Source organism: Streptomyces sp. NPDC050610, from assembly GCF_040654875.1.
In the GTDB taxonomy this organism is placed as follows: Bacteria; Actinomycetota; Actinomycetes; order Streptomycetales; family Streptomycetaceae; genus Streptomyces.
In genome coordinates this window covers 112,747-134,548 of the sequence record NZ_JBFAIV010000024.1, presented here as the reverse complement: position 1 = coordinate 134,548, position 21,802 = coordinate 112,747, and the positions used below count along the sequence as shown (strand labels likewise).

The 21,802-nt window shown below is 69.3% G+C and carries 19 protein-coding genes, 1 pseudogene and 2 CRISPR repeat arrays; of the genes and pseudogenes, 8 read left to right on the top strand and 12 right to left on the bottom strand.

The window, feature by feature from the left end:
- Positions 1-247: 247 nt before the first annotated feature.
- The gene (locus AB0I22_RS27110; RefSeq protein ID WP_363133522.1) at positions 248-586 is read right to left on the bottom strand and encodes a hypothetical protein; all 339 of its coding nucleotides are present in this window, start codon (positions 584-586) and stop codon (positions 248-250) included.
- Between the two features lie 568 nt (positions 587-1,154).
- Between AB0I22_RS27110 and AB0I22_RS27105 the strand changes: the two genes are divergently transcribed.
- Together AB0I22_RS27105 and AB0I22_RS27100 are read left to right on the top strand one after the other, a co-directional pair.
- A complete protein-coding gene (locus AB0I22_RS27105) occupies positions 1,155-3,194 on the top strand; it encodes a hypothetical protein (RefSeq protein ID WP_363133521.1) in 2,040 nt (679 codons plus the stop codon).
- Complete coding sequence (locus tag AB0I22_RS27100; RefSeq protein WP_363133520.1) at positions 3,194-4,762, top strand: hypothetical protein; 1,569 nt, start codon at positions 3,194-3,196, stop codon at positions 4,760-4,762. Before AB0I22_RS27105 ends, AB0I22_RS27100 begins: the two co-directional genes overlap by 1 nt.
- 96 nt (positions 4,763-4,858) lie before the next feature.
- Here AB0I22_RS27100 and AB0I22_RS27095 read toward each other — a convergent pair whose 3' ends face one another.
- The gene (locus AB0I22_RS27095) at positions 4,859-5,566 is read right to left on the bottom strand and encodes a TetR/AcrR family transcriptional regulator C-terminal domain-containing protein (RefSeq protein ID WP_363133519.1); all 708 of its coding nucleotides are present in this window, start codon (positions 5,564-5,566) and stop codon (positions 4,859-4,861) included.
- 73 nt (positions 5,567-5,639) lie between these two features.
- Here AB0I22_RS27095 and AB0I22_RS27090 point away from each other — a divergent pair, with 73 nt between their 5' ends.
- Both AB0I22_RS27090 and AB0I22_RS27085 read left to right on the top strand, forming a co-directional pair.
- The gene (locus AB0I22_RS27090; protein ID WP_363133518.1) at positions 5,640-7,148 is read left to right on the top strand and encodes an FAD-dependent monooxygenase; all 1,509 of its coding nucleotides are present in this window, start codon (positions 5,640-5,642) and stop codon (positions 7,146-7,148) included.
- A 453-nt stretch (positions 7,149-7,601) separates the two neighbouring features.
- Complete coding sequence (locus tag AB0I22_RS27085) at positions 7,602-8,810, top strand: hypothetical protein (protein WP_363133517.1); 1,209 nt, start codon at positions 7,602-7,604, stop codon at positions 8,808-8,810.
- Between the two features lie 129 nt (positions 8,811-8,939).
- On the opposite strand, the gene AB0I22_RS27080 is transcribed toward AB0I22_RS27085, so the two are convergent.
- Positions 8,940-9,365 (bottom strand): hypothetical protein, encoded by a 426-nt coding sequence (locus tag AB0I22_RS27080; RefSeq protein WP_363133516.1) that lies wholly within the window; start codon positions 9,363-9,365, stop codon positions 8,940-8,942.
- A 255-nt stretch (positions 9,366-9,620) separates the two neighbouring features.
- Here AB0I22_RS27080 and AB0I22_RS27075 point away from each other — a divergent pair.
- Both AB0I22_RS27075 and AB0I22_RS27070 read left to right on the top strand, forming a co-directional pair.
- Positions 9,621-10,355, top strand: a pseudogene (locus AB0I22_RS27075) (transposase family protein).
- A gap of 170 nt (positions 10,356-10,525) precedes the next feature.
- The gene (locus AB0I22_RS27070) at positions 10,526-11,113 is read left to right on the top strand and encodes a hypothetical protein (RefSeq protein WP_363133515.1); all 588 of its coding nucleotides are present in this window, start codon (positions 10,526-10,528) and stop codon (positions 11,111-11,113) included.
- A gap of 138 nt (positions 11,114-11,251) precedes the next feature.
- Here the strand turns inward: AB0I22_RS27070 and AB0I22_RS27065 are convergent, their stop codons facing one another.
- Positions 11,252-11,668, bottom strand: a complete 417-nt coding sequence (locus AB0I22_RS27065) for a MerR family transcriptional regulator (protein WP_363133514.1) — start codon at positions 11,666-11,668, stop codon at positions 11,252-11,254.
- A gap of 131 nt (positions 11,669-11,799) precedes the next feature.
- Between AB0I22_RS27065 and AB0I22_RS27060 the strand changes: the two genes are divergently transcribed.
- Positions 11,800-12,723 (top strand): alpha/beta hydrolase, encoded by a 924-nt coding sequence (locus AB0I22_RS27060; RefSeq protein ID WP_363133513.1) that lies wholly within the window; start codon positions 11,800-11,802, stop codon positions 12,721-12,723.
- A complete protein-coding gene (locus AB0I22_RS27055; protein ID WP_363133512.1) occupies positions 12,605-13,390 on the top strand; it encodes a serine hydrolase domain-containing protein in 786 nt (261 codons plus the stop codon). Before AB0I22_RS27060 ends, AB0I22_RS27055 begins: the two co-directional genes overlap by 119 nt.
- A gap of 234 nt (positions 13,391-13,624) precedes the next feature.
- Positions 13,625-13,958: direct repeats of the CRISPR family, unit length 29 nt; unit sequence GTGCTCCCCGCACGTGCGGGGGTGGTCCC.
- A 734-nt stretch (positions 13,959-14,692) separates the two neighbouring features.
- Positions 14,693-14,904: a CRISPR direct-repeat array (repeat unit 29 nt; unit sequence GTGCTCCCCGCACGTGCGGGGGTGGTCCC).
- A 912-nt stretch (positions 14,905-15,816) separates the two neighbouring features.
- On the opposite strand, the gene AB0I22_RS27050 is transcribed toward AB0I22_RS27055, so the two are convergent.
- The 8 genes from AB0I22_RS27050 to AB0I22_RS27015 form a co-directional block, all read right to left on the bottom strand.
- Positions 15,817-16,668, bottom strand: coding sequence for a helix-turn-helix transcriptional regulator (locus tag AB0I22_RS27050; protein WP_363133511.1), 852 nt, complete (start codon positions 16,666-16,668; stop codon positions 15,817-15,819).
- Positions 16,669-16,692: 24 nt separating this feature from the next.
- Positions 16,693-17,217 (bottom strand): DUF6879 family protein, encoded by a 525-nt coding sequence (locus tag AB0I22_RS27045; protein WP_363133510.1) that lies wholly within the window; start codon positions 17,215-17,217, stop codon positions 16,693-16,695.
- Complete coding sequence (locus AB0I22_RS27040; RefSeq protein ID WP_363133509.1) at positions 17,186-17,431, bottom strand: hypothetical protein; 246 nt, start codon at positions 17,429-17,431, stop codon at positions 17,186-17,188. The genes AB0I22_RS27045 and AB0I22_RS27040 overlap by 32 nt, the downstream gene beginning before the upstream one ends.
- A 1,922-nt stretch (positions 17,432-19,353) precedes the next feature.
- The gene (locus AB0I22_RS27035; protein ID WP_363133508.1) at positions 19,354-20,202 is read right to left on the bottom strand and encodes a hypothetical protein; all 849 of its coding nucleotides are present in this window, start codon (positions 20,200-20,202) and stop codon (positions 19,354-19,356) included.
- 446 nt (positions 20,203-20,648) lie between these two features.
- Positions 20,649-20,867: a DUF397 domain-containing protein gene (locus AB0I22_RS27030; RefSeq protein ID WP_363133507.1), complete on the bottom strand. Its 219-nt coding sequence runs from the start codon at positions 20,865-20,867 to the stop codon at positions 20,649-20,651.
- A 15-nt stretch (positions 20,868-20,882) separates the two neighbouring features.
- Positions 20,883-21,128 carry a DUF397 domain-containing protein gene (locus AB0I22_RS27025; RefSeq protein WP_363133529.1) on the bottom strand — a complete coding sequence of 82 codons (246 nt, stop codon included), beginning with the start codon at positions 21,126-21,128 and terminating at the stop codon, positions 20,883-20,885.
- Positions 21,129-21,234: 106 nt separating this feature from the next.
- Positions 21,235-21,438, bottom strand: coding sequence for a DUF397 domain-containing protein (locus AB0I22_RS27020; protein WP_363133528.1), 204 nt, complete (start codon positions 21,436-21,438; stop codon positions 21,235-21,237).
- A gap of 106 nt (positions 21,439-21,544) precedes the next feature.
- The gene (locus AB0I22_RS27015; RefSeq protein WP_363133506.1) at positions 21,545-21,754 is read right to left on the bottom strand and encodes a DUF397 domain-containing protein; all 210 of its coding nucleotides are present in this window, start codon (positions 21,752-21,754) and stop codon (positions 21,545-21,547) included.
- Positions 21,755-21,802: the final 48 nt, after the last annotated feature.

Genomic DNA, 21,802 nt, shown 5'->3' with positions numbered 1-21,802 from the left:
AAGACGCCCGCCATCCAGCGGGAAATGCAGGTGCAAGGCCTGCCGGGCGCTCCACACGAAGGCCCCGTACTCAATGAGTACGGGGCCTTCGCCGTTCCCCGGCGCGGCAGGCAGTTGAGGCTCGGCCGGGCCCCCGAGCGACGATTCCCGCCCCGGCCTGGAACCGCCGCAAGTGGACACCACGGCAGTCACGCGCTCACCCCGCCGGAAGCGACGTGTGGGCGATTTCGACCAGAGCTGTCCTGGATCAGCGTCGGGCAGTCACGGGCGGCTGTGTACGCAACTCGCTCAGCCGCCGTTGGTACAGGGGGCCGGCGACGTGCGCCGCGCGCGCCTCGCTGGGGGCCGACTGTTCGATCAGGTGATGGGCCACGGCTTTGAGGTGTGCGGACCACGCCAACACATGCTGCTGAGCGCTCCGACCGCACTCCTGAGGTTCACCGGGAAGGCACAGCGGCAGCCCAGGACCGACCTTGTTCACCGCGTGCCTGATGTAACCGGCGATCGTGGCCCAGTCTTCTTCGGTCCGCTGGACCGCGTTGCCTTCCGCGACCCACCTGCCGAAGCCGTCTTCGTGGTCGTCCACTTGCGCTCTCCCGGTGATCTCAGCGTGTTACACAGGCGCACCGATCGTAGCCACACTGTCCGGACGCACCGGCCGCACATAGGGAAGAATTGCGGCGGCGTTCAGGACTGCGGGCCTCCCCCGTGCACGGCGGTGATGCCGGCCAGTACCACCCTGGCTTGCACGGCCGAGAGAGCAAGTCCGGGCGGCGCCGACCGCGCCGCCCCCGACTCCGCGAGGTTCCGTGCCCCGCATCCGAGTAGTACGCCAGTGAGCGCAAGCCCAGCGCCGGAAGACGGGCCATGATGCAGGCAGGGAACGTCGGCGCGAGGGAGCACTCCAGAACTGCTGGAACAGAGTGTCGACCGGCCCCGAGGCCAACAGCTCCTGCCTCATGCGAAAGCAGTTGCAGCCCTTCCGGCCACCCGCCGCCCAGTAATCGCCCCTCACCCCCCAGAGGGACTTTCCGTGGACGCGCTGACGGCCCCGGTCCCGTCCGCTAGGTTCCCCCTGCGCGAATGGGGTCGACCGGCGCCGCCCGCCCGGCAGTGGTCGCCCGTGGCGGCGGATGCGGGATGGGGGATGGTCCATGGTGCGGAGCCTGTACGGCCTCGACGTGCTGCTCGACGGCCTCGTGCCGGGTCTGGTGGGGCGGGAGCGCGGCGGCGGTATCCGGGCTTTGGCGTATCGCGAGGGCAATCCGGTGATCGAGTTGGTGGGCGGCCGGGACACGGGAAAGAGTGCGCTGCTGGACGCGCTCTTCGCTTCGTACAAGGACCAGGCGCCGCTGGCCCGCGTCGACTTCGCCGACAGTAAGTACGGCGAGCCGGGCCTGGTGGCGGGTGTGCACGACCAGGAGGCGCCGAATGCCTCGCCGGTGAGCAATCTGCTGTATCTCGTCTCTCACAAACTGGGGCTGAAGGCGGGCCCGTTCCACCGGCCGGTGCGGTTTCCGCGGCTGCATCTCGGTCTGCTGGTGGTGACCGCGTGGCGGCCGGACGGCGAGGGGATCGGCCCGCCGGGGCTGCTGCGCGCGCAGGAGGAGTTGCTGCGGCTCATCACGGAGGATCAGCCCGACCCCCGGCGGCGGCGTGCCGCGCTGCGTCAGTGGGTGGACGCGGTGATCAGCAACCTGGGGACGCTCGTACCCGGCTTCCCCGGCATCGACGCCGTCATCGCCGCCACCCTCCAGAGCGCCGCCGACCAGTTGCTGACCCGCCCGGACCGGGGCGCGCTGCGCTGGTGGGGGGAGCATCTGCCGTTCTTCCAGGGTGACGGGCTGCAACGGCTGTTCGCGTCCGTATGGGACTTCCGGCGGTACGGGGAGCGGCGGCGGGAGGCGGAGGGGCTGCTGGTCGCCGCGTTCCTCGACGACATCTGCGAGCACTACGGGCTCTTGCAGAAGTGGAACAAGGCGCCAAGGCCGCTGCTGCTCCTCGACAACGGGCACACGCCGGCGGGCCGGCGGTTCCTGGACCTGCTGTGCGAGCAGTACGCGCGGGCCGGGGGCGGTTCGGAGCGCCCGGCCGTCGTCGTGACGGCGCTCGGCGACGGCCGCGAGCACGCGCCGCCGCACCCCGACGTACGGGACCTCCCCCGGCAGTGGCCGAAGATCTCGCTCGGCGTCCCTGCCGTGACCGGTTCCGCGATCCGGGCCATGCTCAACGCGACCCCGGACTACCCGGCCGAACTGCCGGGCGTCGTCGAGCGGTACAGCGGCGGCCGGACCGGCAGCGCCCGCCTCCTCGCCGACGAGGCGGTGCGGCTGCGGCGGAGCGGCGAGCGCGCGGACCCGGTGCGGCTGCTCGACGCCGCCGCGCCCCGGCTGCTGGAGCGCCTGCTGCCGGACGCGGAGGCACGGGCGGCGCTGACGTTCCTGGCGGCGGCCCGCGACCGGGCGGCGGCCGTCCGGCTGTGGTCCGCCTTCCACCCGGACGGGGACGCCGCCACCCGCGTCGAGCAGGCGATGGACCACCTCGCCGCGGCCCGGCTCCAGGACGACCGGGCTGTACGGGCGCTGCTGCTGCACCGGCTCGCGGAGGACCCGCGGTGGTTCCGGGTGCACCTGAATCTGCGGGCCGGTTACAACCCGAGGGGCCTGGCGGAGTACGCGCCGGACCACTGCGACGAGTTCCTGCACCACACCCTGGCGCTGCGCCGGGTGGAGCCGGTGGCGCAGGCGATGCACCGCCGCTTCGCGGAGGCCCCGCCCGCCCGGTGGCTGGCCTCCGCGAACCTGATCTGCGCCGCGCCGCACCCGCGCGAGGCCCTCACGTCCGAACCGCCCGAGCCGCCGGAGCCTCCCGAGCCCCTGGAGCCGCCGGAGCCGCCGCCCGGGGACCCGCCGACCCGGCCGCCGGCCTGCGCCGCCTGCCCGCACGGCGAAGGACCCGACGACGTGCACTGGGCGATCCGCCGACTGCTGACGACCGTGTGGCGGCTCTCGGACCCGCTGTCGTACGCGCCGCGCCCGGAGGACATCGGCACGGTACGAGCGGAGCTGGAGCGGCTGCACCAGGCCAAGCGCTCCGAGGACACCACGTACCGCCATGCCGCGCAGGAGTGGGCCACCGGGTTGGAGAACCAGACGCGCGCCCCCGACCTGCGGATTCCGGAGGGTCAAGGCTGATGAGGTTCGCAAGGGGCCGGGCCTCGGGCCCGCAGACGGGGTTCGCGAGGTTCCGGGCGTGGGGCCCGCTGACGAAGGCCGCGGCCGGGCTGCTGGCGCTGGCGGTGCTCTCGGTGGGCGGCTGGGCGCTGTACGACTGGCTGCGGCCCGACCGTACGTGCGCGTCGGGCGTGGACCGGCGCGGCGGGGAGTGCGTCGGCGTGACCGACGGCGGCTTCAGCTTCGCCGGGAACCTCGACGAGGTCAGCGCGCGGATCAAGGCCGAGAACGACAGCGTCGCCCGCGTGCCGCACGTAGCCGTGGCGATCATGATCCCGATGACGGCGTCCGAACCGTTCGAGCAGCGCAAGGTCCTCTCCGAGGTGCAGGGCATGTACCTCGCCCAGTACCGCGCCAACCACCGCTCCAACGACCAGACCCCCAAGATCCGGCTGCTGCTCGCCAACCCGGGGCGCGACCATACGTACTGGCCCGAGGTCTCCGACGAGCTGGCGCGCCGGGCCGCGACGAAGGAGAACCTGCGGGCGGTCGTCGCCTTCAACGTCAGCGTCCGCGCCACCCAGCAGGCCATCGCCCGCCTCACGAACGAGCGGCACATCCCCGTGGTCGGGGGCGCCGTCACCGCGGGCGACATCGGCAACAGCGCCGCGCATCCTGACGCGTACAAGGGGTTCGTCCGCGTGCTGCCCACCACCCGTGACCAGGCGGCGGCCCTCAAATCGTTCAACAAAAACGCGAATCCGGAGCGCTCACTGGTCGTCGAGGACCTGCGCCAGGACGACAATTACACGGTCACCCTCAAGCACGCCTTCCACGAGCTGACGAAGGGCGCGCCGCGCGCGCCCGAGCAGTTCCGCTCCCCCGCGGACTTCAGCAAGGAAGGGAGTACGTCCAACGATTTCCACCAGATGGTCAACACCATCTGCAACTCACCGGCCGAGGACATCTACTTCGCCGGGCGGCCCGTACAACTGCGTCAGTTCATCAACGAGTTGGGGGCGAGGGCCTGTACGGACAAGGAGTACCGCGTCGTGTCCGGATACGCCGCCTCCACCCTCTCATCGGACGCCAAGCTGAACTGGGACGCGCTGCGCGATGGCGTGACCGTCGAGTACGCGTCCGTCGCCCACCCCGATGCCTGGACCGCGCCCGACGCGCCCGCGACCGGCGGTTCCAAGGCCGCGTACGAGCAGCTCAGCGGCCTGGCGGCGGAAGCGGCGCGGAAACCGGTGGGGCCGGTCGGCCGGGTGGACCTGACGGATTCGCGGGCCGTCACGACGCACGACGCGGCGTGGACCGCGATCACGGCGATCCGCAACAACTCCCGCAACGGGTCGGACGTCCCCAGCCTGGACCAGGTGCGCAACGCGTGGCTGCGGCTGCACGGCGCGGACAAGGTGCAGGGGGCGAGCGGCTGGATCTGCCTGGACAACTACGGAAATCCGTACGACAAGGCGGTGCCGGTGGTCCGGCTCAACCCGCGCACGAAGAGCGTGGACTTCGTGGGGCACGCGTGGCCGGAGCACGGGAAGCCGCCGCCGGAGGACTGCACGGCGAGCGGGGGGTGACCGGGCGATTGGGCGACTGGATGACCGGGCGATTGGGCGGCCGGGCGACCAGACGACCGGGCGGCCGGATGACCGGATGACCGGGGGACCGGGTGATCAGTCGCCCCGCAGCAGCGTGACCTCGACCCCGGCGACGATCGCGGCCAGCCCGGCCTCGAACCCCTCGTCGTACTCGGCGAACATCTCATAACCGGCCGCCGCGGCGAGCGGGTGCCCCCGCAGCCGCTCGGCCCGCTCGTCCACGTCGTACGCCCCTTCCCCGGTGGACAGGTCGCCCCGCGTCGACTGCTCCTCCACGACGTACCCGATGGTGTAGGCGTACGCCGTCATGACCGCCCGCGCGGCTGCGGCCAGCGCGAACCCCGCCTCCGTGAGGGCGGCGAACTGCCGGTTCAGATGCGCCGCGTACTCGGTGCCCTGGAAGCGCGTACCGCCGAACACCTTCCCCCCGTCGCGGTGGCGGAGGAGTACGCGCCGCGTGGAGCGCATGGCCTCGCTCAGCGTCTCCTGCCAGGTGGCGTCGGCTGGGCCCGAGCTGTCGCGGGCGGTGCCGGAGCCGCCCCCCTCCCGCACCTCGCCGCAACCCTCCCGCCCGGCGGCGAAGTCAATGGCGGCGCGGCGCAGCAGTTCGGTGGCCATCTCGTCGAGCAGGTCCTGCTTGCTCTTGACGTGCCAGTACAGGGCGGGGGCCTGCACGCCCAGCTCGCCGGCGATGCGGCGCAGGGTCAGCCCTTCCAGGCCGACGTCATTGAGGACGCGCAGGGCGGTGCCCACTACCTGTTCGCGATCGATTCGAGTTGCCACCTTGACAGTTTAACGGCGTTCAGCGCACCCTTAACAACGTTAAATTGAACGTCGTTAAGGAGAGGTGCGAGCCATGCCCGAAGCGATATCCGAAGCCGCCGCCGGAACTGTCCTCGTCGTCGGGGCGGGCCCGGCCGGCCTGGTGATGGCCCTGGAACTGAGCCGGCGCGGCGTCCCGCACCGCCTGATCGACGCGGCGGACGCCCCCTTCCCCGGCTCCAAGGGGAAGGGGCTGCAACCGCGTACGCGAGAGGTCTTCGACGACCTGGGTGTCATCGAGGCGATTCACGCCAAGGGCTCCCCGTACCCGCCGATGACCACTTGGGAGAACGGCGAGCCCGGCCGCGACTGGGAAATGATGACGCGCGGCGAGCCGACGCCGAACACTCCGTACGCCGAGCCGTGGCTGCTGCCGCAGTCGCGCACCCAGGAGGTGCTGCGCGACCGGCTTCGGGAGCTGGGCGGAAAGGTGGAGTTCGGGGTCAGGCTGACGGAGTTCGAGCAGGACGAGGGCGGCGTGACGGCGGAACTGACCGGTCCGGGGGACACGACGGAACGCGTACGGGCGTCCTACCTGGTGGCGGCGGACGGGGGCCGCAGCACGGTACGGGCGGCGCTCGGCACGCCGTTCACGGGCGAGACGGTGGACCCGGTGCCGATGCTGACGGCGGACATGGAGGTGCCGGACCTGCCCCGTACACACTGGCACACCTGGAACACGCACCCCGACGGCACCATCGCCATGTGCCCACTGCCGCACTCGAACCTCTTCCAGACCTACGTCCGCTTCGATGCGGGCGAGCCGGACCCCGACCCCGAGGCCGTGCGGCGCCTGGTCGGCGAGCGGACGGGCCTGAAGGCGGGGAAGGTCCACTGGTCATCGGTGTTCCGCACGCGGGCGGCGATGGCGGAACGCTTCCGTGAGGGCCGCGTCTTCCTCACCGGCGACGCCGCCCACATCCACTCCCCCGCCGGCGGCCAGGGCCTCAACACCAGCATCCAGGACGCCTACAACCTGGGCTGGAAGATCGCCGCCGTGCTGCGGCAGGGCGCGCCGGACGCCCTCCTGGACTCGTACGAGGCGGAACGCCTCCCCGTAGCCGCCGGCGTCCTGGGCCTGAGCACCCGCATCCACCGCGGCGGAACCGCCGGCCCCCTCTCCGGCCACCGCGGCCCCGACAACCACCAACTGGGCCTCGGCTACCGGGAGAGCCCGCTGTCGGCGGAGCGCCGCGCGGGCCTCGTCGAGGACGCGCTACGGGCGGGCGACCGCGCACCGGACGCCCCGTGCAAGGACGCGGGTACGGGCGAGACGAGGCGGCTGTTCGACGTGTTCCGGGGACCGCACTTCACGCTGCTGTCACTGGGGGACGCGGAACTCCCTTTGTTGAACAAAGAGATGGCTTCGACGATCCACACGTACCGCGTCGGCGGATCGTCCCCGGATCTCCTGGACCCGGACGGCCACGCGGCGCGCGCGTACGCGGAACACGGCCTGTTCCTGATCCGCCCGGACGGCTATGTGGGGCTGGCTACGGAGGAGGCGGGGGATGTGACGGGGTATTGGCCGATCGGGGGCTGACTGGCTTCCGCGCGGTCCCGCCGGGGGGCGTCGGGGCAGAGCACGGCTTTGACCTGCGGTGCCCCGGAGTGGTTGAGACGAGGGTCGTCGTTTTCGTCTCTACGATCTCGGGGCACCCCCCAGCACGAACGTGGTGATGGGGTGGTGATGGGGTACGGCACGCAGCGGACGTCGGAACCCGGCTTCGCCCGCCCGGTCAACCGCTGCCCGAGACGCCGGCCGTGCCGGATGCGGCCCCGCTGTGCGCGATGCGGGAGGTGTGTGGAAGGCGTGCGGGAGGCGTGCGGGAGGCGTCCGGTGCGGCTCCCCGCTCGTGGATTCAGGGCGAAAGCAGGTTCATCATGACAGGTCAGCGCCGTTTTTCGTAGGACGGAACGCACAGTTCGCGAGGCTTGTCCGGTCCGTTCCCCACCTCTCAGAATCTCCTTCGTGCGTCATCCGCAGACAGGGGGAATGGTGACGACCGATCACGACGCGGTGCTTCGGGCCCGCGTGCTGCTAATGGGGTCCGGCCGACCGAGTCGGGCCGAACTGGTCGGTGCGTACCGGGTCCTGGCCGAGGTGAGCCCGAAGGTGTACGTGCCGAAGTTGGTGGACGCCCTGCTCGCGCTGCGCCACGAGAGCCGGGACCCGAAGGCGGACCTCATGCTCGCCGCCGAGGCTTCCCGGGCCGCTCGCACGATGGAGGCCGAGGCGCCGAACCGGGCGGAGCAGCCGCATCGGACGGAGCGGTTGCAGCGGGCGGAGCGGTTGCGCCGGGCCCTGGACGCCTATCAGGCTTCGTTGTTCGCCCTCGGGCACAGGGCGGAAGGACGCGCAATCTGTGAGGAGCTGGCCGAGGCCGGCCGAAGCGAGCCCCTGGCGAGCGTTCTGGCCGAGGAGGGGCGCTTCAGGGAGGCCACGGAGCTCGACGAAGAGGCCGCCCGGAACGGAAGCCCGGAGCACTCCTTCTGGAACATGGTCCGGTGGGCGGCGAACCTGGAGGGCGCCGGGCTGCACGACGCCGCATCAGCCGTCTTCCGCGAGCTCCTTGAGGAGACCCGGCGCGAGGCGGCCGAACAGCGCACCGCTCTGGCGATACTCACCTGGGGGTTGGTTCACTTCTCCCGGATGCGGGAGGCCGTCGGGGATGAGGCGAGTGCCGCGGCCGCCCGGCGAGAGGCCCTGAGCGTCCTGGAGGAGCTCGCGACCACGGGCGAGCCGAAGAACTGGAGTTGCATCCTGGGGTGGTGGAGGACGCTCTTCGTCCTGTCGGGGCGGGCAGCCGAACCCGCCGCGAGCCCCGAGTCCCCGATGCCGCCGTTCGGCACGGAGCCCCCGTGGTCGGGCGATGTGCGGGACGGTTTTCTCGGCATGCTGCCGGCCCTCGAAGCGGAGGCGGCGAGACTGCGCGGGGCCGATCGGCTGCCCGAGCTGATCGACGTCCGACGCAGGATCGGCATCCGCGCAGCCGTCCGCGAAGGCACCCACCCCTACCTGTTCAAGGACCGGTTCACGCCGTACTTCGACGAGGGTGTGACGCTCGCCCGCCGCCTGCCCCACAACCACGCACGCCTCGCCCGCGCCCTCACCGACCGGTCGATGTTCCTCGTCGCGGCACGATCCTTCGAACCCGCGCATGCCGACTTCGCCGAAGCGGTCACCCTTCTCCACGACCGCTGATCGCGCCGCCCTCTCTTGCTCAGTGAGCCTTTCCCAACCTCAAGTTGAGGGTGAGTGACGGAGAAGACCGCAGTGCTTCCTCGCCTACGGTTGCCCGACTGCGTCGTGTCGTCGTCGCGCTACCAGTGATCAGCTGCGGTCTTCGGCGCTGCTGTCGGTGATCGCTCGGAACAGCTCGCGAGCCCGCTCGCAGAACTGCTCAACATCCGTGGCGTCTGGCTCGTCACCGTCCGCCAACATCCGGGCCTGGAGCTGCTCGGAGCGCAGCCCGCCGTAGCGGGCCCGCACCTCAGCGGTTACCGGCTGGACCGCGATGTGCAGGTGCTTGCGCGCGTCGCGGCCGTGCGACCACATGCAGACGTAGGTCTGCTCGGGCTGACACAACGTCTCCACGACGCGAGCGGTATCCCGCAGCAAGGGGCCGAGTTCCGCCGCTGCCGGGTCGTCGAGTTCCGCGATGGCCACGACGTGCTCCCGCGGACCGACGATCAAGGTGCCGAGATTCATCGGACCGACGACGTGGTTCACCACCCAAGCAGCCGTTTCGTGCAGCACGCCCCCGGGCAGCTCCCGGCGCCCTGTCAGAAGGTCACACCCAAGACACCCCGTCACATCCACGCACACCAGCCTATACAGAGCCCGCAGCGATGAAGTCGACCCCCAACTTGGCTGACGGGTCTGCCAGTTAGCCTGCACACACGGTGAATCTCCTGGTAGACGGGCTCACGACCAAGATCGCCCATGCCGCCAGGAGCTTCATGCGCTTGTCTGCCCGTCTGCCTCGACCTGTCCACCCGGCACCTGCGGTTCCTGCCGCATCTGCGGTTCCTGACCGACCGGCTGGCCGCGCATCGGGGGGGGCCGTGCGGGACTCGGTGGCGCCGACTGCCCGCCGGCCGCCAGGCGCTACTGGTGCTGGCGCACCTGCGCCTTGGGCACACCTACGCGCAGCTCGCGGCCGGGTTCGAGGTGGGCGTGAGCACGGTGTACCGGTACACCGCGGAAGCCGTCGGACTGCTCGCGGTGCGGGCGCCCGACCTCGCCACGGCGGTGACGGCCGCCTCGGCAATGGCGCTCGTGATCCTGGACGGGACGCTGCTGCCGATCGACCGGATCGCCGCCGACCGGCCCTTCTACTCCGGCAAACACAAGAAGCACGGTATGAACGCGCAGGTCCTCGCCGATCCACACGGGAAGCCGCTGTGGGCCTCGCCCGCCCTGTCCGGTGCAGTGCACGACATCAAGGCCGCCCGAACCCACGGCATCATCGACGCCCTCACCTAGGCGGGCCTGGCCTGCTGGGCGGACAAGGCTTACCAGGGCGCGGACGGCACCGTGCGGTTGCCCTTCCGCGGCCTGTGGGACCAACTCTCGGCAGGTCAACGCGCGGTCAACGCCGCACACGTCCGCATCCGGGCCCTCGGCGAGCAAGCCATGGCGACCTCGAAGACTTGGCGCCTGCTGCGGAGACTCCGCTGCAGCACCACCCGAATCACCAGCCACGTCCAAGCCGTCCTCACCCTCCACCTGACCTGCTCAAACTGAGGTTGGCAAAGGCTCAGCGCTCTCTTGCTCAGTGCTCTCTTGCTCAGTGCTCTCTTCGCGATGCTGTTCGTGGAACGGTCACCGTGTCCGTTCCACGAACGATTCCGCCTTCTTCATTTCTTGGGTGTCCGTACTTTGCGATTGCCTTGCAGCCACGCTAGATTTCGAAGATGCCGGTATCAATCCACCATGTACAGAAGGTCTCACTGGGCCTGAAGCGTAAGTACCGGATCTCCGTCGATGACGGGGCGGGAAAGCCCGGCACTCCGATTGGTTACGCGGACAAGGAACTCAAAGTCTCCGACGAGTTGACGATCTACCGCGATGAGCAGCGCACCGAGAAACTGGTGAGCGTGCGCGAAAGCAGCCAGGGTTGGCTGGCCTCGGTGACCGGGTACGAGGCGTTCGATCGCGAGGGGCGGCTGCTCGGCTCGTTCGGCGTACTGATGAAAAAGTCGCTGGACCGTACGACCTGGCAGTTCGACCAGCCCGACCTCGGTCGTTTCATCGGGACCGAACGCAGCGCGAAGACGGCGCGGGCACGCCGCCTGATGGGGTTGGGCGGCGCCGTCGGCGAGATCGCCGGCGCATTGGTGAAGTACCACTTCGATTTCGAACGGGACGGAAAGACGGCGTTCAGCATCGAAAAGCCCAAGGTATTCGATGACTGGTACAAGCTGACCGTGCACGATGACGCCGTCGACCTGCAACTGCTGTTTGCTCTTGCAGTCACCATGGAAGCCAGGCAGCGCGGCTAGGCTGGGTTGGATTAGGTTGGGTTGTTTCGTTCAGATCAGTGGATCGTCGGCCCGGGTGTGGCATTAACTGTCGCGCGGCGAGCGCGGATTGGGCCGCTGCTGCCGGACCGTACGCCCCCTCACCCCGGCCCGGGCGCTTCAGGCGGCGCGTTCGGTCGCGTCATCGGTCGCGCCGTCGGTCGTATCGCCGGTCGCCTTCATGCGGCGGACCGTATCCAGGTAGTCGGCGATCGAGTCCCGGTTGCGGGTCAGGCAGTCGATGCGCTGGGTCAGGTGGTCGTGCTCGCGCTCCAGGACGGCGACCATTTCCGGGGTCAGGCCGTCGAAGTAAATGCTCCTGGGCTGGTCGAGGCACGGCAGGATCTGGCGGATGATCCGGGTGGGCAGTCCGGCGTCGAGCAGTCCCTTGATCTGCATGACGCGGCCCACGTGGAATTCCGCGTACTCGCGGTAGCCGTTGTCGGAGCGGCCGGGCGAGATGAGCTCCTGTTCCTCGTAATAGCGCAGCAGCCTCCGGGAGGCTCCGGTCCGTTCCGCCAGCTCTCCGATCTTCATGGGACCGAGCCTATGACAGCACCGGCCAGGCCCTCGCGATCGCCGTTTGACCTTCACATCGATGTGAGGGCCGGAGACTCGCAGAGCGGTTGGAACGCAGCCGCTCGCACTCTCTGATGAGGAGTTCTCCCATGGCTTCGTTCAATGTCCCCGCCTTCTACCAGGAGTGGGCGAGGCGCAGTGGTCTCGCCTTCAGCGCGGCCGCCGGAGAGGGGCCCGAGAGCCTGGAGGCCGTCCGGCTCGGCTACCGGAAGTTCTTCCAGGACTCGTTCCCGCCGCCGGATGGCGTGACCTTCGAATCCGTGGACGCGGACGGAGTGCCCGCCGAAATCGCGGTCCCCGAGGACGCCGTCCCCGGTCGGCACCTGGTCTACCTGCACGGCGGCGGCTACCTCGCGGGAGACCCGCAGGGCTACCGCGGCCTCGCCGGGACTCTCGCCCGGCGGCTGCGCGCCCGCGTCCTCGTGCCGGACTACCGGCTCGCGCCCGAGGCGGTCTTCCCCGCCGCCGTCGACGACTCCGTGACGGCCTACCGCTGGCTCCTGGCGCAGGGCGTCGCGCCGCGGGACATCGTGTTCGCCGGCGACTCCGCCGGTGGCGCGATGGCGGTCAGCGCCCTGGTCGCCGCCCGTGACCTGGGGCTCGCGCTGCCGGCCGCCTCGATAGCCATCTCGCCCTGGGCCAACCTCGAACACACCGGGGCCTCGATGGTCACGCTCGACGGCGTCGACCCGTCCGTAAGCCGCGCGGGGCTGCGCCAAGCCGCGGCCATCGCCCTCGGCAACGCCCCGCAGAGCAGCCCGCTGGCCTCACCGGTCTTCGCCGACACCCGCGGACTGCCCCCGGTCCTGATCCAGATCGGCGGACACGAGGTGATGCTCAGCGACGCCATCCGGCTGGCCGCGAAGCTGGCCGAGGACTCCGTACCGGTCCGCCTTGACGTCGCACCGGGGATGGGGCACGTGTGGCACCTGGTCGTCGGACACCACCCCGCCGCGGACAAGGCGGTCGCCGACGCCGTCGCCTTCGCCGAGGAACACCTTCCTGCGGCATGAGGCCGCTTGGCGGGAGGCCCGGCCTGTCACCCGTACGGGCCCCCGCCGGCCCATCACCGTACGGGCCTCCCGCCGGCTCGTCTCAGCGAGAAGAAGCCCCCGGGGAGGTCAGGAGAAGGCGCCGGTCACGACCGACGTCCACGGCACCACCCGTCAACCCCATTTCGACGCCGTACGGGCCGCGTTGCAGCGAAACTTGAATTCCGGCGAGGAAATCGGTGTTTCGCTGGTCGTCGACATCGACGGCGCGCGCGCCGTCGACCTCTGGGGCGGCGGCCACCGCGACCCCGCCCGCACCCTCGCGTGGGCCGAGAACACCGTCACCAATGTGTGGTCCGTCACCACAACCGTCACCAGCCTCGCCGCGCTCATGCTCGTCGACAGCGGCGACCTCGACGTCCATGCGCCCGTGGCCCGTTCCTGGCCCGAATTCGCGGCCAACGGCAAGCAGGATGTGCAGGTCCGGTACCTGCTCTCGCACGTCCCCGGAGTCGCCGACCTCGACGGGCCGGCCACGGTCGCCGACCTCTACGACACGGAGAAGACCACCGCCCGCCTGGCCTGGCAGGCACTGCGGTGGCCCCGCACTCCTTCAGACCGCGCCCCGGTGGTGAGCACGCCCCGCAGACCCACCGCACGGGCCCCCGCGCGGCGGACTACTCGGTGACACCCACGCCGATTCCGGGCCTCGGCTACGACCAGTCATGACGTTGAGGCCAGGGGGCGGCCACTTCCGACAATCACCGTCGCGACTGACGTTGCGGGCACTCCGGTTGGACTGCTTGCGTTGTTCCAACAGACGACCCTGGGTCAGCAAGTAGGAGATTTGCACTGTATGCCGGAATCTGCACAAGTGGATAAAAACCAAGGCCCGCCGACCTGAAACCGCATGTCACGAAGGGTGCTCCCCGCACGTGCGGGGGTGGTCCCTGGTGGCCCATGTCGGCCTCGGCCTCGGCGTAGTGCTCCCCGCACGTGCGGGGGTGGTCCCGAATCCGACAGACCGAACCGCCGTGTCCCTGCGTGCTCCCCGCACGTGCGGGGGTGGTCCCTGGCCGGACACGCGCGAGCCATCGCCGCCGAAGTGCTCCCCGCACGTGCGGGGGTGGTCCCACACAGACTCGCTACGGAGTCACGAGAAGAAAGTGGTCCCCGCATGTGCGGGGGTGGCCCCGAGGGGGCGAGGCCCACCTTTGCGCGGCCCCGGTGGTCCCCGCGTGTGCGGGGGCAGCCCCCACACGATCCGGCACGCCCCACCAGTCGCCTTCACCCACCCACCATGCGCAACACTCCCCGCGCCAGCACCAGCACCAGGCCCCCGCCGCCAAGCACCACTCGCAGGAACCCACGCCACCCGCCAGCCGCCCCGGACGCCAGGCCCCGGGTCCAGGGCCACGGGGCCGCCGTCAGACTGCCCCCGCAGCCCGGCGAGCGGAGAAAGCGGCCTCGGCTCGGGATTGTCGGCAGGGGCCGCAGTGGGTCTCGTCGGCTGCGGGGCGAAAGACGTGCTCACTGCCGGGACCTTGGCAGGGCGCAAACCGGGCCAGTGGCGACGGCGATTGGTCCATACGGGAACGCCGTTGCTGTTCGGCGAAACTCAGCACCTCTGGCAGTCTGTCGACGAGCCGACGACGCACGAATCCCGGCGCATACCGCCCCCTTCAGGCGGCAGGCCGGTCGTGAGCGCGTCTCGCAACTCCCCGGAACGGGCCCCGCGCAGAAACCACTCGGCGACGGCTCCGGCCAACTCCCGGACCTCGGCCGCGCCCAGCCACGACGTCGGGCGAAGGGGCGGCCACTTCCGACAATCACCGTCGCGACTGACGTTGCGGGCACTCTGATTGGGCTACTCGCGTTACCCCAACAGACGGTCCAGGGTCAGCGAGCAGGAGGTTTGCACTGAATGCCGGAATCTGCACAAGTGGATAAAAACCACGCCCCGCCGACCTAAAACAGCAGGTCACGCAGGGTTCTCCCCGCACGTGCGGGGGTGGTCCCACCCCGGCGCGGCTCACCTCCCGAAGTCGTCAGTGCTCCCCGCACGTGCGGGGGTGGTCCCGTGTTCCTGGGCGGGATCGACGCGGGGACCGAGTGCTCCCCGCACGTGCGGGGGTGGTCCCCACTCCTCCGGTGCCTCCGGCTCCCGGCATCGGTGCTCCCCGCACGTGCGGGGGTGGTCCCGACCCGCAAACGACCCGGCAAAACAGACCATAATGCAGTTGGAGAGCGAGGTCGGCGTGGCCAGGACAACGGTCCGCAAAGCGACCGCCGCGCTGCGGGACGAAGGGCTGATCGTTACGACCCCCGGCATGGGGTCATTCGTCAGCCAGTCGCGGCATCAACGGCAATGAGGGCCAGGACGACAGGTAGCCCCGCCCGAGCACTGCGGGGGCAGTACGCGAGCGGGGCCAGTCGAGATGCCTTCTCCTCCGAAATAGCACCCCTGTCGTGGAGGTCGGGGTGTCGCCACTCCGTCATGTTGTGCCTGTGGTTCGCCGCCACCCTGCGATCGAAGTCGTTAGGGGCAGTCGAAGTTCCCGGCGGAGGGTGCGGGTCCGTCCGCGTCGCTGTCGCTCTGCCGTCGATACAAGGGCAAGGCGTCCAGCAACTTGCCCGCGTCGCCCAGTCGAAAGGCGCCCAACTCGACGTAGGCGCGCCCCCTGGCAGTCACGAGCGGGCGAACCCGAGCGGCCTCATCCTCCGAGATCCCGGCGCGCATGAGAGCGGCGCGCAGTAGATCGGCTACGTGCTCTGCCTCTGCACGGACACCTTTGTACTCCGCCAAAGGGATCACGTCCGCCGGCGCTTCGCTGAGTGAGGATGCCTGCGGATCTCGACATTCGCGTCTGAGACCTTGGACATGTCTCCCGCCGTGCGCGCATCGCCACGCTCCTCGGCCAGTACGGCGCATACGTCGCAGCCTGGCTCCGGGGGCGGTTCGGCGTCGGTTCTCAGCGGAAGTTCAATGGGTGGGCCTGGGTAGGTTGCCGGGTTGTTCATGGGGTTGTCCCCTCGCGTCGTCCTGAGGGCGACAACGCTAGGCACGTTGGTTATCCAACTCATAGTCAGTTCTATGTTGTTGCACACACATTTTCAGCGGATCACTTCAAGAGCCGCAGCAACGAGCTTCCGAGCTTCCGCTCCGTACACGGCCAGTTCTCGCAGATCCACGAATGCCTTTACGTACATGGCCACCTCTCCAGGGGCCGTGAGCGTCACCTGAGCGGTCAGCAGTTCTACATGCACACGTTCGTCATCAAAGACGTTGAACGCCTCAAGTGTCCACATGCCGCGTTCCCGTGCCGCGAAAGGGATCACACCCAAGCAGACAGCGGGCAGCGACATGACCGAAAGCAGATGCCCCAACTGACCGGCCATCGTCTCGGCATTCCCGATTTGGTACCGCAACACGGACTCTTCCATAAGGAGCGTGAAGCGATGCCCCGCACCATGCAGCACGTTGGAACGGGAAATGCGCGCGGCTACTGCTTCTGCCGTATCGTCCGGCGTGCCGTGGAAGCGCCCGATGACCGACAGCAATGCGGTGGCGTACGCGGGCGTCTGGATGAGCCCCGGTACGACGTGTGAGGCATAGCCCCGGTGCAGTTTGGTCCGCTCGTACAGCGGAATGCGGGACTCTTGCAGACGTCGTAGGCCGGTGCGCTGTAGTCGCTTCCACTCCAGATACATGGAGTCGGCTGATCGCGAAGCAGCGATGATGTCGGCGGCCTGGTCGTCGGCATCGCACCCCGCACACCACTCACGGATATCAGCGTCAGAGGGGGGTGTGCGGGCGTTTTCGATGCGGGAAACCTTGGACTTGTGCCAGCCGCAGCGACTGGCCAGCTCTTGCCCTTGCAGCTCGGCATCCAAGCGCACTTCGCGCAGTCTCTCCGCCACGGCTTTACGGGCGGTCTCGACACTCGATGACTGGTAGTGGGGCATGAGCTAGCCGACCGCTGACGCGGGTCAGATCGTGAACCTTTCGTGTGGTGTGCCGAGATGCCAGACAGCTTCGAAGGCATCAGCGCACAGTTTGATCACGTCCGGGTTCGTGTTGAGTTCGTGACCAGCAGATGAACCGTCGCCGGCGAAGTGACCGAAGCGGATGAACTGGTCGTCAAACAGCCAGAAGTCAGCACCGGGAAGAGCGAGCGGTGCCGCCTCCCTTCGGGGCAGCCAACGGACCAACTCTCCGGCCTCGACGTTGAGATACGTACCAGCATGTTCGTAGTGGATGTACTCACTGACCGGTACGGAGACGATCCGGGCGCGACGCATGACCACGCCACGGTTTACCACCTCGCGCACCAAGCTCAACCAGGGTTGGCGTCGTTCGACAGATCCGGAAGAGATCTGCCCGCGCGCTTGCCACTCCTCGAAGTCGTCAGCCTCAGCTGCCACGCCGTATACGTCGCGCATCTCCAGGTGTACGGCGGAACGCCGACATTCGCTGATCAGCTCAGCGAAGGGCGGCACGCTGTTCGGCTTCATCGCACGCCTTCCTGACCAGCGGCACCATGCGCGACGGAATTCGAATCACTGTTTCAGTGTCGGGGATGTGACCGACGATCCGGCATTCCACTTCGGTCACTTCATCGGCTTTCCACCCCTGGAACACCAGGTCCGCCGTTGTGTCATCCACCCACACGGTGGGGCAGTCGTCGCCGTTGGTGTTCGGGTCCTTGCCGAGGAACAGTAGAGTCATGACCTTGACCCCTGCCTGGTCGGTTCTGTCTGATTGCACACGAGCGTCGCTCGTGCGACGTGCCCCGTCAAGTGCGCAGGATTCCCCGACACTTGGTCTGATCGGCACAACGGGCGATCGCAACGCCAGAAGAGCCCCGTACCCGCCGCCCCGGCCAGGGGAGACGAGCATGGGGCTCTTTGATGGCGTCAGCCGTTGAGTACACCGGTAGGACGCGCAACGGCCTTTCCGCCGAACACTCCTATGCCGCAGTAGAACTCAATGCGGGTTCGGTAGACAGGCATCGACTTGATCTGGCCGAGGTCATCGGACCGTACGTCGCCGTTGGTGAGTCCGGTAACGGCTCGATCCTCTTCGTCCCCGCCGAACCTCACCGCATAAATTTCTGAACCGTTCACTGTGGGCGCGGCGACCGGCGGCACGGTGGCGTGGTCCCCGCGCGCGGCGTGGTCCCGGGGTGACGGTCTGGGATTCGCCAACGCACCGGGTGGTCCCCGCGCGTGCCGGGATGGTCCCCGGCCCCGGCCCTGGGCGCCGGACTGGCGCCTGCGATCCGCCTCGCGTGCGGGGGTAGCCCCCAAACGAACCGGCACGCCCCACCCACCAGCTTCGCCCACCCACTATGCACAGCACTCCCCGCACCAGCGCCAGCACCAGACCCCCGCCGCCGAGCACCACTCTCAGGAACCCACACCACCCGCCGGCCGCCCCGGGCCCAGAGTTCAGGGTTACGGTGCGGCCGTCAGACTGCCCCGGCGGCGCGGCGAGCGGAGAAAGCGGCCTCGGCTCGGGGCGACAGGGGCCGCAATGGGTCTCATCCGCTGCGGGGCGGAAGACGTGCTCACTGCCGGGGCCTTGGCAGGTCGCGAACCGGACCGGCGGCGACAGTGGTTGGCCCGTACGGCACCGCTGTTGCTGTTCGGCGAAGCTCAGCACCTCCGGCAGCCTGTCGGCGAGGCGACGGCGCACGAACCCCGGCGCGTACCGCACCCCTTCGGGCAGCGGGCCGGTCGTGAGCGCGTCCCGCCCCCCCCGGCACGGGCCCCGCGCAGAAACCACTCGGCAGCGGCTCCGCCGACTCCCGGACCTCGGCTACGACCAGTCATGGCGTTGGGGCAGGGGGACGACCACTTCCGACAATGCCCGTCGCAACTGGCGTTGCGGGCACTCCGGTCGGGCTGCTTGCGTTGTCCCAACAGACGGCCCCAGTCGGCGGGAAGGGGGTTTGCGCCGAATGCCGGAATCTGCACAGGTGGATAGAAACCAAGGCCCACCGACCTGAAACAGCAGGTCACGAAGGGTGCTCCCCGCACGTGCGGGGGTGGTCCCGAGCCGGGCCAGGGGGCTGGTGGCCCAGTGCAGTGCTCCCCGCACGTGCGGGGGGTGGTCCCTTCCGCGCCGGTGCGCAGAGTGATGGGGTCAGGTGCTCCCCGCACGTGCGGGGGTGGTCCCATTCAGAAGTTCTTCGCGATGCAGAATCCGGAGTGCTCCCCGCACGTGCGGGGGTGGTCCCCAGATGAGCCCGCCGGTCTGTTGAACGAGGGGGTGCTCCCCGCACGTGCGGGGGGTGGTCCCCGCTCTGGTCCTGCTTGCTCTTGTCGCCCTCGGTGCTCCCCGCGCGTGCGGGGTAGTCCCGCCTCGTAAGGAGTCTCCTCACAGTGTGAGGAGTGGCCCCCGCGCGTGCGGGGGTGGACCCTCAGGTCCTGGTACGGCCAACCCCCGGTCACGTCCGCTTTCTTGAGGCCGGTGTGGTCCCCGCACGAACCAGCACTCCCACCTGTCCACTCCGCCCACCGTGCGCAGCACTCCCCGCACCAGCGCTAACGCCTGGCCCCCGCCGCCGAGCACCGCTCGCAGGAACCGACACCATCCGCCGGCCGCCCCGAACCCCAGGCCCAGCGCCCAAGGCCCCGGTGCGGCCGTCAGACTGCCCCGGCAGCCCGGCGAGCGGAGAAAGCCGCCTCGGCTCGGGTCTGGCGGCAGGGGCCGCAGTGGGTCTCGTCGGCTGCGGGGCGGAAGACGTGTTCGCTGCCGGGGCCTTGGCAGGTCGCGAACCGGGCCGGTGGCGACGGCGGTTCGTCCATGCGGGAACGCCGTTGCTGTTCGGCGAAGCTCGGTGCCTCCGGGAGCCTGTCGGCGAGGCGGCGGCGCACGAATCCCGGTGCGTACCGCACTCCTTCGGGCGGCAGGCCGGTCGTGAGCGCGTCTCGCAGCTCCCCGGCACGGGCCCCGCGCAGAAACCACTCGGCGGCGGCCCCGGCCAACTCCCGGACCTCGGCGGCGCCCAGCCACAAGCGCCGGTCGACGCGGCGCAGCGACAGCAGTACGCGTTCCGCCTCGGCGAGGTGGGGTTCCAGGATCTTCCTTCGGAGTGCGGCCTCAGGGTCGTCGGCGACGGCGGGTTCGGTGGGTGGGTGGGAGGATTTCTTCTCCTCAGTCTTCTTCTTACGGAGAGAGCCGCCGACGCTCCGGCCACTCGGCGCACCGACCGTCGGATACTGCACACTCGGCGGCTCGCCGTCGCGGACGCGTACGGCCTCCTCGGCGCTCAGCACGACATTGGCGAACACCTGCTCCGTCACCCACCGCCCGCGCTCCGTCTGCCAGCGCCAGTCGTGGAAGTAACCGCTCTCTACCAGCAGCCGCTTGGCCTTCTGGAACGCCCGCCCCGTGATCCCGAGGCGCGCCGCGTGCTCGCCGAGCGGCTTGGCCGTCTCTGACTCGGGCAGCCCCTGCACGTAGAGGAGAAGAATCTTCGCGTCACTGTTCAAGCGCGCATGGCGGACGACGTCGTTCGAAGCCTTCGTGTAGCGCCCCGTGGGCGCGATAGCATGCCGAAGCATCCTGGTGGACCTTCTTCCCTTGCAGGGTGACGTCCACTGGTGATGAAGGCCCTCAGGCGGTGTTGCTGCACCACTGGGGGCCGCTCCGCGTATGAACACGGAGCGTGTGGACGCAATTACGGTACACCGGGGCATGTCGTCGGCGCGGCACCTTGCCCCACTCCCCAAACCCCTCCCTCACCACCACAAACACCCGCCCCATGCGGCTTGTTGGCCCACTTCCGCTGAAACCTGTACCACTGAGCAGCACACGGCCCGTAGCGCTGCTTCATGAGTACGAGCACGAGTACGGACACGGGTACGCGCGCAGAAAGCCCGCCGTCACCGAACTGTGGTAACGGCGGGCGCACGTGGCACTCAGCGGCGGTCGGACCTCAGGCTTCGCACCCGGCAGCGAACGCAACGAACGACGCCCACGCCGCACGGCTGCACACGATCGCCGGCCCATGTGGGTTCTTGCTGTCGCGGATAGGGACCCCCGTCACATGCCCATCTACGACCTCAAGACAACTGCCGTTGCTACCCCCGCTGTAGCTGGACTTTCGCCAGCCCCTCAAGGACGACGCGTCGGGTATGACACGCTCACTGCTCATGCCCGTGCTCCTCTGCTACGTCGCTGTGCGCTCGGACAGTGCGGGCGGCCTTCCGCTGCAAACTTCGCACCCGACAGCGAACTCGACAAACGACACCCACGCCTCCGGCGAGACCCTGAGCACCGGACCCTGCGGGTTCTTGCTGTCGCGAACCGGGACGACAGTGCCCCCTGCACCTCGGGCTACCTCGACGCAATTTCCGCCGTTTGCACCGCTGTAGCTGCTCCTGGACCACGTCGCCACGCTGAGATCGTCATCCATAGCCATGCCCTCGAACCCTTCCCTCTGGATCGGGATGTCCGCACACGAACACGAATCGGGCAGACGCAATTGGCGGGCGCACGCCGCACTCGGCAGCCGTTCGACTTCAGGCCTCACACCCGGCAGCGAACTCGACGAACAACACCCACGCCTCCGGCGAAACCCAGAGCACCGGCCCCAGCGGATTCTTACTGTCACGAACCGGGACGACAGGGATACCTGTACCTCGGGCCACCTCGACGCAATCGCCGCCGTTTGCACCGCTGTAGCTGCTCCTGGACCACGTCGCCACGCTGAGATCGTCATCCATAGCCATGCCCTCGAACCCTTCCCTCTGGATCGGGATGTCCGCACACGAACACGAATCGGGCAGACGCAATTGGCGGGCGCACGCGGCACTCGGCGGCCGTCCGACTTCAGGCTTCACACCCGGCAGCGAACGCGACAAACGACGCCCACGCCTCCGGCGAAACCCTGAGCACCGGACCCTGCGGATTCTTACTGTCACGAACCGGGACAACGGGGAAACCTGCACCTCGGGCCACCTCGACGCAGTCGCCGCCGTTGTTTCCGCTGTAGCTGCTCTTGACCCACGTCGCCACGCTGAGATCGCCGTCCGTAGCCATGACTTCCGAACCCTTTCCTTTGGATCGGGACGCCCGCACACGAGCGCG